Source organism: Pseudoduganella ginsengisoli (assembly GCF_009720865.1).
GTDB lineage: Bacteria > Pseudomonadota > Gammaproteobacteria > Burkholderiales > Burkholderiaceae_D > Rugamonas > Rugamonas ginsengisoli.
Genome location: NZ_WNLA01000002.1, coordinates 341,010 through 355,240, shown reverse-complemented (window position 1 = coordinate 355,240; position 14,231 = coordinate 341,010). Strand labels below are relative to the sequence as shown.

13 protein-coding genes are annotated in these 14,231 nt (G+C 62.6%); 5 read left to right on the top strand and 8 right to left on the bottom strand.

Annotated features, from left to right (window positions below; translation table 11 throughout):
- Positions 1 to 3: 3 nt before the first annotated feature.
- The 4 genes from GM668_RS06245 to GM668_RS06230 all read right to left on the bottom strand — a co-directional run bounded on the left by GM668_RS06245 (position 4) and on the right by GM668_RS06230 (position 4,691).
- Complete coding sequence (locus GM668_RS06245; protein ID WP_155438154.1) at positions 4 to 708, bottom strand: sulfite exporter TauE/SafE family protein; 705 nt, start codon at positions 706 to 708, stop codon at positions 4 to 6.
- 2 nt (positions 709 to 710) lie between these two features.
- On the bottom strand, positions 711 to 2,105 hold the full coding sequence (locus GM668_RS06240) for an amidohydrolase family protein (RefSeq protein WP_155438065.1): 1,395 nt from the start codon (positions 2,103 to 2,105) through the stop codon (positions 711 to 713).
- A gap of 16 nt (positions 2,106 to 2,121) precedes the next feature.
- Entirely contained in the window at positions 2,122 to 3,477 is a 1,356-nt protein-coding gene (locus GM668_RS06235; RefSeq protein WP_155438064.1) for a uracil-xanthine permease family protein, read from the bottom strand.
- Between the two features lie 158 nt (positions 3,478 to 3,635).
- Positions 3,636 to 4,691 (bottom strand): LacI family DNA-binding transcriptional regulator, encoded by a 1,056-nt coding sequence (locus tag GM668_RS06230; protein WP_155438063.1) that lies wholly within the window; start codon positions 4,689 to 4,691, stop codon positions 3,636 to 3,638.
- Between the two features lie 142 nt (positions 4,692 to 4,833).
- Here GM668_RS06230 and GM668_RS31575 point away from each other — a divergent pair, with 142 nt between their 5' ends.
- The 3 genes from GM668_RS31575 (at position 4,834) to GM668_RS06215 (ending at position 8,262) form a co-directional block, all read left to right on the top strand.
- The gene (locus tag GM668_RS31575; RefSeq protein WP_308506815.1) at positions 4,834 to 7,185 is read left to right on the top strand and encodes a LamG-like jellyroll fold domain-containing protein; all 2,352 of its coding nucleotides are present in this window, start codon (positions 4,834 to 4,836) and stop codon (positions 7,183 to 7,185) included.
- Positions 7,186 to 7,202: 17 nt separating this feature from the next.
- Positions 7,203 to 7,763 (top strand): PEP-CTERM sorting domain-containing protein, encoded by a 561-nt coding sequence (locus GM668_RS06220; protein ID WP_155438061.1) that lies wholly within the window; start codon positions 7,203 to 7,205, stop codon positions 7,761 to 7,763.
- Positions 7,764 to 7,878: 115 nt separating this feature from the next.
- Positions 7,879 to 8,262 (top strand): DUF6130 family protein, encoded by a 384-nt coding sequence (locus GM668_RS06215; RefSeq protein ID WP_155438060.1) that lies wholly within the window; start codon positions 7,879 to 7,881, stop codon positions 8,260 to 8,262.
- 48 nt (positions 8,263 to 8,310) lie between these two features.
- Here GM668_RS06215 and GM668_RS06210 read toward each other — a convergent pair whose 3' ends face one another.
- Positions 8,311 to 8,769 (bottom strand): YHS domain-containing (seleno)protein, encoded by a 459-nt coding sequence (locus GM668_RS06210; protein ID WP_155438059.1) that lies wholly within the window; start codon positions 8,767 to 8,769, stop codon positions 8,311 to 8,313.
- A 101-nt stretch (positions 8,770 to 8,870) separates the two neighbouring features.
- The gene (locus tag GM668_RS06205; protein ID WP_155438058.1) at positions 8,871 to 9,803 is read right to left on the bottom strand and encodes a LysR family transcriptional regulator; all 933 of its coding nucleotides are present in this window, start codon (positions 9,801 to 9,803) and stop codon (positions 8,871 to 8,873) included.
- A gap of 95 nt (positions 9,804 to 9,898) precedes the next feature.
- Here GM668_RS06205 and aptA point away from each other — a divergent pair, with 95 nt between their 5' ends.
- Both aptA and GM668_RS06195 read left to right on the top strand, forming a co-directional pair.
- Positions 9,899 to 11,266: an omega-aminotransferase AptA gene (gene aptA, locus GM668_RS06200; RefSeq protein WP_308506814.1), complete on the top strand. Its 1,368-nt coding sequence runs from the start codon at positions 9,899 to 9,901 to the stop codon at positions 11,264 to 11,266.
- 19 nt (positions 11,267 to 11,285) lie between these two features.
- A complete protein-coding gene (locus GM668_RS06195) occupies positions 11,286 to 12,794 on the top strand; it encodes a CoA-acylating methylmalonate-semialdehyde dehydrogenase (RefSeq protein WP_155438057.1) in 1,509 nt (502 codons plus the stop codon).
- 9 nt (positions 12,795 to 12,803) lie between these two features.
- Here the strand turns inward: GM668_RS06195 and GM668_RS06190 are convergent, their stop codons facing one another.
- Entirely contained in the window at positions 12,804 to 13,403 is a 600-nt protein-coding gene (locus GM668_RS06190) for a phosphatase PAP2 family protein (protein ID WP_170305510.1), read from the bottom strand.
- A 99-nt stretch (positions 13,404 to 13,502) separates the two neighbouring features.
- The gene (locus tag GM668_RS06185) at positions 13,503 to 14,189 is read right to left on the bottom strand and encodes a TetR/AcrR family transcriptional regulator (protein ID WP_155438055.1); all 687 of its coding nucleotides are present in this window, start codon (positions 14,187 to 14,189) and stop codon (positions 13,503 to 13,505) included.
- Positions 14,190 to 14,231: the final 42 nt, after the last annotated feature.

Below are 14,231 nucleotides of genomic sequence, written 5' to 3'. Positions count from 1 at the left end.
GTATTAACCTCGGATCAGGATGAAGGCGCCGGACGCGATGGCAAACACCAGCACGGACAGGCGCAGGAAGCGTGGATTGACGCGCGTGTGGACTGTGTGGCTGGCCAGGATGCCGGCCACCATGGCCGGGATCAGCCAAAGCAGCGGGCCCAGGCCATCTGCCGTCATGCGGCCATTGACGGCCAAGACCAGCAGCGAAATCACTTCGCCAATCAGGAAACTCAATGCCACGGAAGCGCGCAAGGTGGCGACTGGGCTGTGCTGGTACACCATGGCCAGCGGCGGGCCGCCGATGCCGGTCGCGGTTTCCGTCACGCCCGTGAACAGGCCGGAAGCGACAAACGCGCGGCGGTCCGGCGAAAAGGCCGGCGCCGCCAGCGTGGCCAGCGCGGCGACGATGGTGCTGCCGCCGATCAGCCAGTTCAGATACGTCAGCGGCACGGCCACCAGCACCCACAAGCCGCCAAAGGTGCCGGCGGCGCGGCCTGCCGTGATCCATTTGACGCCGGAGAAATCAATTGCCTTGCGTTCGCGCCATGCGACATACGCGTTCAGCGGCAGCATCATCAGCAGCAAACCGCCTGGCAGCAGGGAAGGCTGCAGGATGCCGAACACGGGCACCACGATCAGCGCGAATCCCATGCCCGTCGTGCTTTGCATGAAGGCGGCAATCAGCACGGACAGGGCGATCAGCGCAATGACAGTCATGTTCACGGCTGGACTCCCCGCGCGCTGGCAAAGCCGTGGATCTTCTGGATCGGCGCTGCCGCCACGGCGGTCCGCGCCGCGCCGCTGATGTCGCGCATCAGCGCCTTCGCATCCCAGTCGACCGGCCAGCCTTGCCACAGCCGCAGCTTGCCTGCCACGAAGACAGCCTGGATCTGGTCGCGGTTGGCCAGGCGCACCAGTTCCCAACTGATGTCCCACGATGGCTGCATTTCCGGCACATCGAGATCGACCAGCAGGAAGTCCGCATCCTTGCCGACGGCGATTTCGCCTGTCACGTGCTGCAAGCCCAGCGCGTCGGCGCCGCGCCACGTCGCGTGTTCCAGCCATGCCGCGCCGCCGCCGCATGATGAATCGCCGGCAGCCATGCCGTAAGCGAAGCGCTGCGCCGATTCCGCATAGTCGAGCAGGCGGAACGCGTCGCTGCGCGTGCCATCGGTGCCGAGGCCGACGCGGATGCCGAACGTGTTCATCAATTCCGCGGGCGCCACGGCATTGCCTTTCCATGCGCTGGCAACGGGATTGTAGCTGACGGCGGCGCCGGTATCGGCCAGCATTTTCAATTCGCCAGGCGTTACCAGCGTGGCGTGCGCCAATAGCGCTTGCGGCCCGAGCGCGCCCACCTTGTGCAAATGTTCGATCGGGCGCAATTTGCGCTGCACCAGCGAGCGTTCGACGGCCACCAGGTGTTCATTGGCATGCGTCTGGAATACGCGGCCCGCTTCCGCGCACATGCCCGACACTTGCGCCAGCATGCTGTCGCTGGCCGCTTCCGGGATCGACACGGCCAGCGATGGGTGCACCAGTGCATGCGACTCCCACTGCGCCAGGTGGCGCGCCGCGCGCCCGATGATTTCGCCCGGTTCCGCCAGCGCCGCGCTGCCATTCAAGTCATTGCAAATCAAACCCAGCACGCAGCGCACGCCGGCTTCCGTGGTGGCGCGGGCAATCGCATCGACGCTGGCGGCGGAGCGGGTGCCGGCATCGGCCACCGTGGTAAAGCCGCCGCGCAGCGCTTCCAGCGCAGCCAGTTTTGACGACAGGTATACGTGATGGTGATCCAGCTGGCCTTCCAGCGGCACCCAGATGCGGCGGAAAATTTCAGACGGTTCGCCAAACACGAGCGATTTGCCGTACGCTTGCGTCAAGTGGTTGTGCGTATCGACCATGCCCGGCATCAGCAGCGTTTGCGGCAAGTCCAGCGCGGGCAGGTGCGGATAGTGTGCGCGCAGTTCGGCTGCCGGACCGACAGCGGCAAACTTGCCTTGTTTGGCCAGTACCGCATGGCCGCGCACTGGGCCATCTTTCAGCAGCAGCCATTCCGGCATCAGTAATTGGTGTCCGTTGGCCAGGTCGGCCGCAGTCAAAGCGTGATTCATTTTTATTGATTCCTGTTTAGTGGGTGCCGGTGGCGCGCAGTGGTTCGGCTGGCGCTGCATGGCTGGCGCGGGCGCCGCCCAGGTGGAAAAAGATGACGTTCATGGCGGCTGCCGTGATGGTGCCGATGGCGACGCCATTGCCCAGCAACATGCGGATGCCGCTGGGCAGCTGGTTATAAATACCGGGGATCAGGATGGGCAGCAGGCCGGCCGACAGCGCCACGGCCACCACATACATGTTGGAATGCTCGCGCAAGTCCGTGCGGCGCAAGATGTCGATGCCCATGGTGCCGACCACGGCAAACACGATCAGGCCGGTGCCGCCGATCACGGCTTCCGGTATCGCGCCGATCAATTGCGTCAGCGGCGCCAGCACGGCAAACACAATCAGGATCACGCCGCCCATGGCGGTCACAAAGCGCGAACGCACGCCGGTGGCGCGCACGATGCCGATGTTTTCGCCGCTGGTGATGATCAGCGACGTGCCGAACATGCCGCCCAGCAGGGATACCAGTGCATCGCCGCGGATGGTGCGCGGCACGTCGCGCTGCTGGTCGATCTTCTGGTCCACCGCTTCGCCGATGGCCATGGTCTGCCCCGTGGCCTCCACCATGGAGATCACGGCAAAGATCATCATCGGCAGCGCTGCCATGACGTCGAATTTCGGCATGCCGAACGGCAGCAGCGACGGCGTGCTAAACAAGGGAAACAGCGACACGTGCTCCATGTGGAATTGCCCGCTGAGCGCCGCGACGACGGCGCCGCCCACGAGGCCCAGCAAGATCGACAGCTGGCGCAGCATGCCGGTGGCGATGCGCGCAAACAGGGCTGTTAATGCAATGGTGGCAAAGGCCAGCAGCAGGTTGGCCGGGGCGCCGAAACCCGGCGTGCCGGGATGGCCTGCAATCAGCTTGCCCGATACCTGCGCCAGGTTGATCGACACCAGCAGCAGCATGATGCCCACCACGAGCCCAGGGAAAAAGCGCAGGCAGCGGCGGAACAGCGGCAGCACGAGGAAGTAAAACACGCCCGTCAGCATGACGGCGCCGGACGCGGTCTGCACGTCCGTTTGCTGCGCAATCAAGATGAAAATCAGGATCGGGGCGCCGCCCGGCAGCATCATGAACGGCAGCCTGGCGCCGATGCCGCGTGCGCCGAATGACTGCAGCAGCGTTCCCAGTCCGCAAACGAGGAACGTGGCGCTCAGCAGGTTGATCATCAGGCCGGGCGCGAAGCCCATGGCTTTGCTCATCATGAAGACTGATGCGATGGGGGAAGCTGCCATGACCAGCACGTGCTGCAAGCCAAAAGCGATGAGTTGGCGTAGCGGCAGTTTTTCATCCACTGGCGCGACGGTGATGTGGTTTTGCATTGCGTCTCCTATTTTTTTGAATCAATGGCAATTCCCAAATCGATTTGGGGTTGAGCCCAAAAAACAGGTGACGTTCACATGCGGAAAATCACCCCAAATCGTTTTGGGGAGTATGGCCAAAAACGATTTGGGATGCAATCAAATTTTTTGTGTAGTTTTTATGCAACCACGGACGATGCACGGACGATCAGCGTGGGCGCCGGTCCAGGCAGCATCGCGTGGCGGGTATCGCCGCAGATGTGTTCGAACAGCAATTCCACCGCCATGACGGCCCGCTGCTCCAGGTTCAAGTCGACGGCAGTAATGGGGGGCACGCTGTTTTTTGCCCGCAAACCATCGTAGCGGGTGACGACTTTGACGTCGTGCGGCACGCGGCGGCCCGCTTCATGCAGCGCCTGCATGGTGCCGGTGGCGAAGGCATCGACCGGCACGCAGACCGCGTCGATGGCAGGATCTTCTGCCAGTAATTCGCGGCAGGCAGCCGCACCCGCGGCTTCGCCCACGTGCACGTCGGCTTTGCGGATCAGCACGGGCAAGCCTTTGTCCGCCGCGAAGGCGCGGTAGACGCGCTCTGTTTCCAGGTTCGAGTGGCGCGGCTGGGCGCCCACCAGCAGCGCAATGCGGCGCGCACCCTGGCCATACAAATGCTCAAACCACAGTTGCGCCATCGCGGTCGTTTGCAGGTCGATGTAGGGAATTGCCGGTTCCGGTTCCGGCGGACGGCCGATCGATACGACGCACACGCCGCGCTGGCGCAACGCCGGGATTTGCGGGTCGCCCAGCGCCGGTTCAATGACGATGGCGCCGTCGATATCCAGGCCGTCAAGAAAATCATTGGCGCCGGCCAGCGGCGGCACCAGCACCAGCGACAGGTTGCGGCGCATGGCCGCTTCCGATGCGGCTGCCACGATTTCCATCATGAAGCCCATGCGCGCCGGGCCGCCGGCGATGGCCAGCGGCATCGAGAAAAACACGGCAATGCTGTTGGTCTTGCCGGTGCGCAGGCGCTGCGCGCGCAGGTTGGGGCGGTAGCCCAGTTCTTGCGCAATGCGTTTGACCCTGGCGCGCGTGTCGGGATCGACGTAGCCACGGTCATTGAGCGCGTGCGACACGGTGGTCAGCGACACGCCGGCAGCGTGCGCCACGTCCTTGATGGTTAAACGGCGCGGTGCGGTATCGGCAGGCGGTGTGGAGCGGTCCCGGGGTGAAGTCATCAGTTGTCAGTGAATGTCGGTGCAGCGTGATTGTGCCATACCTGTTTGGATATCGACTGCGCATAAAAGGTCATTGGACGCAAAAAAATACGCGGGATATCGTGCCAGCGCTGGTAAATCAATAATATCAACGGAGACTCAATTGACTAAATCCTTTTCGCTGTGGGGCTCAGTGGTCCCGCTAGCCGCCGCATTGGCTGCATGCGCGATCGCACCCAACGCCTCGGCGCAGGCAGCCTATACGCCTGTGGCCTTCCAAAACGCGTCGGTCCACGACCCTTCCGTCATCAAGTCGGGCAACACGTATTACGTCTTTGGCTCGCACCTGGCGTCGGCCAAGACCACGGACTTGATGAAGTGGACGCAAATGACGGAATCCGTCAGCGCCACCAATCCCCTGTTCCTCAACGGTTCCGCCAACGTCTACACGGAACTGGCTGAAACCTTCAGCTGGGCGCAAACGTCGACGTTGTGGGCGCCGGACGTGATCAAACTGGCCGACGGCAAGTACTACATGTACTACAACGCGTGCAAGGGCGATTCGCCCCGTTCCGCGCTGGGCGTGGCCGTGGCAGACAAGATCGAAGGCCCGTATGTCAACAAGGGCATTATCCTGAAGTCCGGCATGTGGGGCCAGGCCAGTTATGACGGCGCCATATACGATGCGCTGAAACACCCGAACACGGTGGACCCCAACGTGTTCTTCGACCAGGGCGGCCGCCTGTGGATGATTTACGGTTCGTATTCGGGCGGTATCTTCATCATGCAAATGAATCCCGTGACGGGCATGCCGCTGGCCGGGCAAGGTTACGGCAAGCGCCTGATGGGCGGCAACCACAGCCGCATAGAAGGGGCGTACGTGATGTACAGCCCCGCCACGCAGTACTACTACATGTTCACGTCTTTCGGCGGCCTCGATGCCAATGGCGGCTACAACATGCGCGTGTCGCGCGCCACCGCGCCCGATGGCCCATATTACGATGCGCAGGGCGTCAACATGGCCAACGTCAAGGCCGACCCGTCCAAGCCGCTGTTTGACGATGCGTCGATCGCGCCGTATGGCGTGAAGATCATGGGGAACTTCCTGTTCGAGCGCAAAATCGGCGATGCAGGCGCCGGCATCGGCACCGGCTACGTGTCGGCAGGCCATAACTCCGCATATTACGATGCCGCCACCGGCAGGCATTTCCTGATTTTCCACAGCCGCTTCCCGGAACGGGGCGAACAGCATGAAATCCGTGTGCACCAGATGTTCATGAATGCCGATGGCTGGCCTGTCGTGGCGCCATACCGCAATACCAATGAAACCATCGCCCCTGTGCGGCGTGAATTCATCATGGGCGACTATATGTACGTCAACCATGCGAAAGACATTTCCGCCACCATCAAGAAGTCCAGGCTGATCACGCTGAATGCCAACGGTTCCATTACCGGCGCCGTGTCGGGAACGTGGGCGCTGGTGGGCAATTACCAGGTGGAGATCAACCTGCCCGGTTCGCCGCCATTCAAAGGTGTGTTCCTTACGCAGTGGGATGAAACGTCGAAAAGCTATGTGACCACGTTTACCGCCACGTCGCGTGAAGGCGTGTCCATCATGGGCAGCCGCCTGATGCCCCGCACAGACAGCCAGGTAACGGCCGCCATTTATAACGAACTGAGTCTGGGCAACACCGGCGCCGTGACGGGCGACCTGGTGTTGCCGGCCAGCGCTGCGCGCGACGCCGTGATCACGTGGAAGTCGTCGAATCCCGCCGTGATGAGCAACACGGGGCAAGTCACCAGTCCTGCCAGCGACGTGAACCTGACGTTGACCGCCACCATCACTAAAGGCACGTCGACCGTCGTCAAGCAATTTGCCGTCACTGTGCGCAAGCTGGGCAGCATGGTGGCCAACTATACGTTTGACGGCAATTTGCGCGATGCGACGGGCGCGTTTGGCGCGGGCACGCTCGTTGGCAGCAAGATCGATATTGCCGGCGGCAGCATTTCGTATGAACCCGGCATCAAGGGCAGCGCCGCCGTGTTCAATGGCGCCACCGGCATCCGGTTGCCGGACGGCCTGATTTCATCCAACACGTACACGGTCGCCATGTGGCTCAAGCCGGCGCAGCTGACGGCCTTTACCACGGCGTTTTTCGGCGCCCGCACGGGGGATGCCTGGATCAGCTTCCTGCCGAAAGGCCATGACTTCGTTGGCGGCGCCACCATGCTGTGGTCGGGCACCGCGTGGTATGACGCGGGCCTGGGCATGAACATCCCGGCCGGGCAGTGGTCGCACGTGGCGTTCACCGTCAAGAATGGCGCCGTCAATGTGTACGTCAACGGCGCCAGGCGCTTCAGCGGCACGAACTTCCCCAACGTATTCACGACCACCAATGGCGTGTTTGCGCTCGGTGTGAACTGGTGGGATACGCCGTACAAGGGTTCGATGGATGATTTGCGGATTTATGGCGCCGCGCTGAGCGACGGCGAAGTCGCCAGCATTGCGCGCTGACTGGGGAGGAGAACAGTATGAAGAAGATGTTGACTATGCTGGCATGGTTGCTGGGCGTATGGGCAGCGCAGGCGTCGGCCGGTGTCGTGACCTTTGATGACTTGCCAGGCGACTATACGCAAGCCATTGCGGATGGCTACCAGGGCTTCAACTGGACCAACATGAACACCATCCGCGCCGATGCCTTGCCGGGCAGCGGCTATCAAGCGGGCACGGTATCGCAAACCAACACGGCCTTCAACCGCGATGGCGGCACGGTGGCGATTTCCAAAGCGGGGCCGGGCACGTTTGACTTCGTGGGCGCGTTCTTCACGTCGGCATGGCTGGACCAGGAAATCGCGCTGGAAGGCTATGCCGATGGCCAGCTGCTGTATTCAACAGCGGAATCGTTCGTGCTTGATACCGTGAACCCGCTGTGGGTGCAGCTGGGCTGGGGCGGCATCGATACGCTGGTCATCTACAGCAGCAGCGGTACACAGTGGGCCATGGATAACATGACGGTGCCGGAACCGCCGCCGCTGGCGCTGCTGGGCGCGGCGGCTTTGGCAATGACAGTGGCGCGCCGCCGGCGTACCTGACCCCCGGCATTGACTATGCCGCGGCGCGCAAGACTGAATTGCGCGCCATGCGGCTACACTGCGTGTGGCGCTGCGCGTACAGTGCGGACTCCTCAACCACTGTTACGGAATCGCCATGAAGTCACTGCCATTTGTATTGGGTTTATGTGCCGCCACGGCCGCCATTGCGGCTGTGCCGGTGCAGCCGGCATCCACGCCGCGCCTTGTCATCGATAGCCCGGCGCGCGGCGCCACGGCGGAAGGCGCCGCCATTATCCAGTTCCACACGGAGAACCTCGCCATCAACAAGGAATTCGGCGATGCCGCCGCCGCGCGCCAGCCCGCCATTGGCCACTTGCACGTGCAAATTGATGACTTGCCCATGCTGCTGATTTACACGAGCAGCGACCCGATCATCCTGGCGGGACTGAAGCCCGGTCCGCATACAGTGAAGATCGACCTGGCCAACCCCAATCACAAAGTGCTTGACAGCCAGGTTGTGCAATTCGACATGCGGTAATGCACGCAGCCGGCTCTGGGCCGGCTATTTCAGGTGCGCTGTGCGGACTTACAATTCCGACGGCTGTTTTGCTGCGACGGTTTTCCAGTTGTCGTTGGCTGCCTTGATGCGGCCGGCAATGTCTTGCGACCAGATCGCGCGGATTTTGCTGTCGAGGTTCAGATACAGCTTGCCGTCGACAATGTCATACACGTCCGGATCGGCCACGAATTTCTTGCCGACCGATGCGCCATACGCGCAATAGCCGCCGTACTGCGGCAAATACTTGGCGGCATTCGCTTCAAACATTTTCTTGTTGTCGTCCGTGGCGAACAGGTACGTGACGCCGTTGACGACAGCCGTGTGGTGGCCATTGCCGCGCTGCGGCTTTTCTTGCGTGAAGTAGGACGTCAAGTCATAGCCGCCGGCGCCAACCACATTGTCGCGCGGCGCATCCGCATGGGCGGCGCCCGCGCCCAGCGACAGCAAGGTGGCGCCCGCAGCCATCAGTGATTTCAAATTGTTCATGTCAGTTACTCCGTGTGATAGGGAGCCGCCACTATAAGAGGCTGGACCACTATGCAGAAGTACTGTCGCGCTGAATTCATTCTTCCGCTGAATGCAATGGTTCAGTGCCTGGGCCTGTGCGCCTCCAGCAGACACGCCCTGAACGCGCTGGCAATCCGCGACGGCTGCGGCGATCCGCGCAGGATCGCCACGAACTCGCAATCGTAGCGGAACAGTTTCGGATGCACGGCCCGCATCTTGCCATCCGCAACAAAGCCTTTCGCATAATGGTCCGGCAGGAAGCCCAGGTACTGGCCGGACAAGATCAAGGTGGCGATCGATTCCTGGTCAAACCCGGTGGCCTTGCGCGGCAGGCGCACTTGCTGGCTGATTTCCATATTCGGCGAATGGTAGCCCAGCCCTGCAAACTGGTAGCGGCGCAAGTCTTCCCAGCCCAGCTTCGCGCCGCCGGATGCAAACAGCGGGTGGCGTTCGCCGCAATACAGCAGCATGGTCTCGCCAAACAGGCGGTCGTATATCAGGCTGTCGGAACTGCGGTGCGCGGGAATGACGCCGATCTGGTATTGGCCGTCGATGACGCCCCGTTCAATCATGTTCAGCGTGGCCACGTGGAAGTTCAGCGCCACGTCGGGCGCCCGTTGCGCAAACAGGGCGATGGCGCCGCTGATGCGGCAAGCGGGGTTGCTGGCGGTCTTGTCGAATACCGCCACATGCAGCTGGCCGCCCATGCGCTGGTGGATATCGTCGACGCTGGCGCGGAATGCGTCGGCGGACGCCAGCAGGCGCTGGGTTTCTTCGTATATGCGCTCGCCTTCCGTGGTCAGCGCAAAGCCGCCGCGGCCCCGGCTGCATAGGGTCAGCTGCAGCCGCTGTTCCAGGTCCTTGACGTGGCGGCTGACGGTGGAAATCCCGATATTCAATTCCAGCCCGGCCGCCGCCATGCCGCCGCAGTCGGCCACGCTTTTGAACACCCGCAGCAGCCGCAAATCCATATCGCTGAGCTGTCCCAGCACTGCCTTTGCCTTTACTTTCATAATTTGCCAACTAAACGTTGATATCTAACTAAATATGAAAGTGAAATGCTACCCTAGAATCACCCTGGACGACTACCCACAACCAGGAGACGAACATGAAGCAAGGCGAATTGCAGCGCGCCATGGGCGGCACGGTGGATGCACCCCACCGTACCGATGCCGCATGGCTGGACGCGCACTGGATGCCGTTTTCCGGCAACCGCAATTTCAAGGCGGATCCCCGCATGATCGTGGGCGCACAGGGCTGCTATTACACGGATGCGGATGGCCGCAAGATCTTTGACGGCTTGTCCGGACTGTGGTGCAGCGGCCTGGGTCACGGCCACCCGAAAATCACGGAAGCCGTCAGCCGCCAGGTGGCGACGCTGGACTATGCGCCGGCTTTCCAGTTCGGCCACCCGCAATCGTTTGCGCTGGCCAACCGCATCAAGGAATTGACGCCGGCAGGGCTGGACTACGTATTCTTCACGGGTTCCGGTTCCGAAGCGGCCGACACGTCGCTGAAAATGGCCCGCGCATACTGGCGCGCGAAAGGCATGGCCAGCAAGACCTTGCTGATCGGCCGTGAAAAGGGCTACCACGGCGTCAACTTCGGCGGCATTTCCGTGGGCGGCATTGTTGGCAACCGCAAGCTGTTTGGCCAAGGCATCCAGGCCGACCATTTGCCGCACACGCAACTGAAGCAAAACGCGTTTTCGCGCGGCTTGCCGGAGCACGGCGTGGAACTGGCGGAACGCTTGCTGGACATGATTGCGCTGCACGATGCATCGAATATCGCGGCCGTGATTGTCGAGCCGTTTTCCGGTTCGGCCGGCGTCGTGATTCCGCCGCGCGGCTACCTGCAGCGGCTGCGCGAAATCTGCGATGCGCACAGCATTCTGCTGATCTTCGACGAAGTCATTACCGGCTTTGGCCGCGTCGGCGCCTATACAGCGGCTGAAGCCTTCGGCGTCACGCCGGACATCATGAACGTGGCCAAGCAAGTCACCAATGGCGCGCAGCCGCTGGGCGCCGTGGTGGCGAAAAAAGAAATCTACGATACGTTCATGGCCAATGGCGGCCCTGACTACATGGTGGAATTCGCCCATGGCTACACGTATTCCGCGCACCCGGTGGCGTGCGCTGCCGGTTTGGCGGCGCTGGACGTGCTGGTTGGCGAAAACATGATAGAGCGCGTACGCGAACTGGCGCCGCACTTTGAAAACGCCGTGCACGGCCTGAAAGGCGAGCCGCACATCACGGATATCCGCAACTATGGCTTGGCGGCCGGTTTTACGATTGCGTCGCTGCCGGGCGAACCGGCGCGGCGTCCATTTGAAATCGCCATGAAGTGCTGGCAAAAGGGCTTTTACGTGCGCTATGGCGGCGACACCATCCAGCTGGCGCCGCCGTTCATCGCCACACCGGCGGAAATCGGCAGCCTCGTGTCCGCGCTGGGCGATGCCATCCGCGAGACCGCATAACGTACAAGGAACCTGAAACATGCAAGCATTACCCATCGTCGGCCATTTGATCGGCGGCGAAATCATCACCCCTGACGGCCGCACGCAAAACGTATACAACCCTGCCACCGGCAAAGCGGAAAAAAGCGTACTGCTGGCCGATCAACGCACCGTGGAAGCTGCCATTGCGTCCGCCCAGGCGGCATTCCCTGCGTGGCGCAATACGCCGCCGTTGAAGCGCGCCCGCGTCATGTCCAACCTCAAGCAATTGCTGGAGCAGCACGCGGATGAAATTTGCCGGCTGATCACGGCCGAACATGGCAAAGTCCTCAGCGACGCCATGGGCGAACTGCAGCGCGGCATTGAAAACATTGAATACGCCAGCTACGCGCCGCAATTGCTGAAGGGAGAACACAGCCGCAACGTCGGCCCTGCCATTGATTCGTGGAGCGAGATGCAGGCGCTGGGCGTGGTGGCCGGTGTCACGCCATTCAACTTCCCCGCCATGGTGCCGCTGTGGATGTGGCCATTGGCGGTCGCGTGCGGCAACACCTTCGTGCTGAAGCCATCGGAACGCGATCCCTCGTCGACGTTGCTGATTGCCCGGCTGGCGCTGCAGGCAGGCTTGCCGCCAGGTGTACTCAACGTCGTCAATGGCGGCAAGGAAGCCGTGGACGTGCTGTTGGCGGACACGCGCGTGCAGGCGCTGAGCTTTGTCGGTTCCACGCCGATTGCCCAATACGTGTATGCGACCGGCAGCGCGCACGGCAAGCGTATCCAGGCGCTGGGCGGCGCCAAGAACCATGCAGTGGTGATGCCGGACGCGGACATCGCGCAAGCCGTCAGCGCCGTCATGGGCGCGGCCTATGGCTCGTGCGGCGAGCGCTGCATGGCGATCCCGCTGCTGGTGGCCGTGGGCGATGCGACGGCGGACGCGGTGATTGCGCTCTTGAAGGAAGAAATCAGCAAGATGCGCGTGGGGCCGGGCACGGACAGCGGCAACGACATGGGACCATTGGTGACGCGCCAGCACTACGACAAGGTGTGCGGCTACGTGGCGCAGGGCGTGGCGGAAGGCGCCACCCTGGTGGTCGATGGCCGCAACGTCGCAGCGCAGCCGGGCTATGAAAATGGCTATTACCTGGGCGCGTGCCTGTTCGACCGCGTCAAGCCGGGCATGAAGATCTACCAGGATGAAATCTTTGGCCCGGTGCTGGGCGTGGTGCGCGCGCAATCGCTGCAGGAAGCGATGGACATGATCGATGCGCATGAATATGGCAACGGCACATGCATCTTCACGCGTGACGGCGAGGCTGCCCGCTACTTCACGGACAACATCCAGGTGGGCATGGTGGGCGTCAATGTGCCGCTGCCGGTACCGGTCGCGTATCACTCGTTTGGCGGCTGGAAGCGGTCGCTGTTCGGCGACCTGGGCGCCTATGGGCCTGACGGCGTGCGTTTCTACACGCGCCGCAAGACCATCACGCAGCGCTGGCCGTCGGCCGGCGTGCGTGAAGGAGCGGCATTCAGTTTCCCTTCCGCGCAGTGAGCCCCACGCCTAGAATGCTTTCCTGAACCCCACATACACGCCACGCGGCAGGGCCTTGACCACCCAAGGCCCGCGCTGGTGTTCCAGATAGCCGGTGGCGGCGCCGATCGCCGCGCCGGCAATCACGTCGCTTTGCCAGTGCGAGTGCGTTTTCACGCGCGACACCATTTCATAGGCGGGGATGGCGGCCAGCAGCCATACCATCGGATGGTCGTCTTTGTATTCCAGTATCAGCGGCGTGACGACGGATGCCGCGGCAGTCGTATGGCCGCTGGGGAAACTGCGGCCACCGGCAAACCATTTACCGGGATCTTGCGTTTCCGTTGGACGGACCCGGCCCGCCGCGACTTTCAGCACTTCCGTGACGGCGGCTGACACGGCCCACGCTTCGCTGCTTTGCCACAGCGTCCGGCCCAGCCGGTCTTCTGCGCCCAGCCACAGTGCGCCCGCCACGGCGCTGGCGACGGCAGTGTTGACGACCAGGTTGCCATGCTGCCAGAAAGGTCCTGCATTGGCTTCATTGAGACGCCGGTCGAAGTCTGCGGCGTAAGCAGCATGACAGGCGCAGGCCAGCATGGCGGCGGCAGCCAGGGCAGGGCGGAAGGTCATTGGCATACCTCAATGGAACTGATGTTGTTTCCAAAGATAGAGCCCGCCGTGTCAATAAGGCGTTAAAACCGCCGTAGGCCAGCGTTAATTGGCAACAGTTCAGCGCGGCGGCACAAACGTACATGAGCTGCCGCAAACGCCCCGCAGGCAGAAACTGATGATGGCGATCGCCTGCGCAGTCAGTGCCGGATCGTCCGCCGGGGCGTCCAGCGCCAGTGGCCCGACCAGCCCTTCAAACAGGCATCCGACGATACAGTCGGCCGACGCCTGCGCATCTTGCGCGGGGAATTCCCCGCCGCGCATGCCTTGTTCAATGATCGTGACAAACACGCGCGACAGCGCGCGGTGGTATTTCATGCGCACTGCCTCCACTTCCGGCTCCACGGGTTCGGCCACCAGCGCATGCGCCATGCGGCGGCCACGCAACGCGCGGCTGGCAAATGTCCATGCTGCGGCGCCCAGGCGTTCGGCGGCGCTTCCTTCGCCCATGGCCACACCGGCCACCACGTCGATTTCCCGCTGGCCCGACAAGTCCACGACTTCCATCATCAATTCGATTTTCGCAGGGAAGTAGCGATACAGCGTGCCGATGGCAATGCCGGCGGCATCGGCCACGGCCGACATTTGCACGTCGCGGAAGCCGGATTGCGCCACCAGGCGCCGCGCCGCGTTGAGGATCAGCGGATATTTGTCTGGCCCACGGTGGCGGATGCGCGGCCTGCGCGGCGCGCCATGCGCCTCGGCTGGATTGATGTCGTCGTCCACGCGGTTCCCCTGAATTGTCATGCGCGCGATTCTACGCCGGCCCGGTTTGCCCGTAAAGCGAAC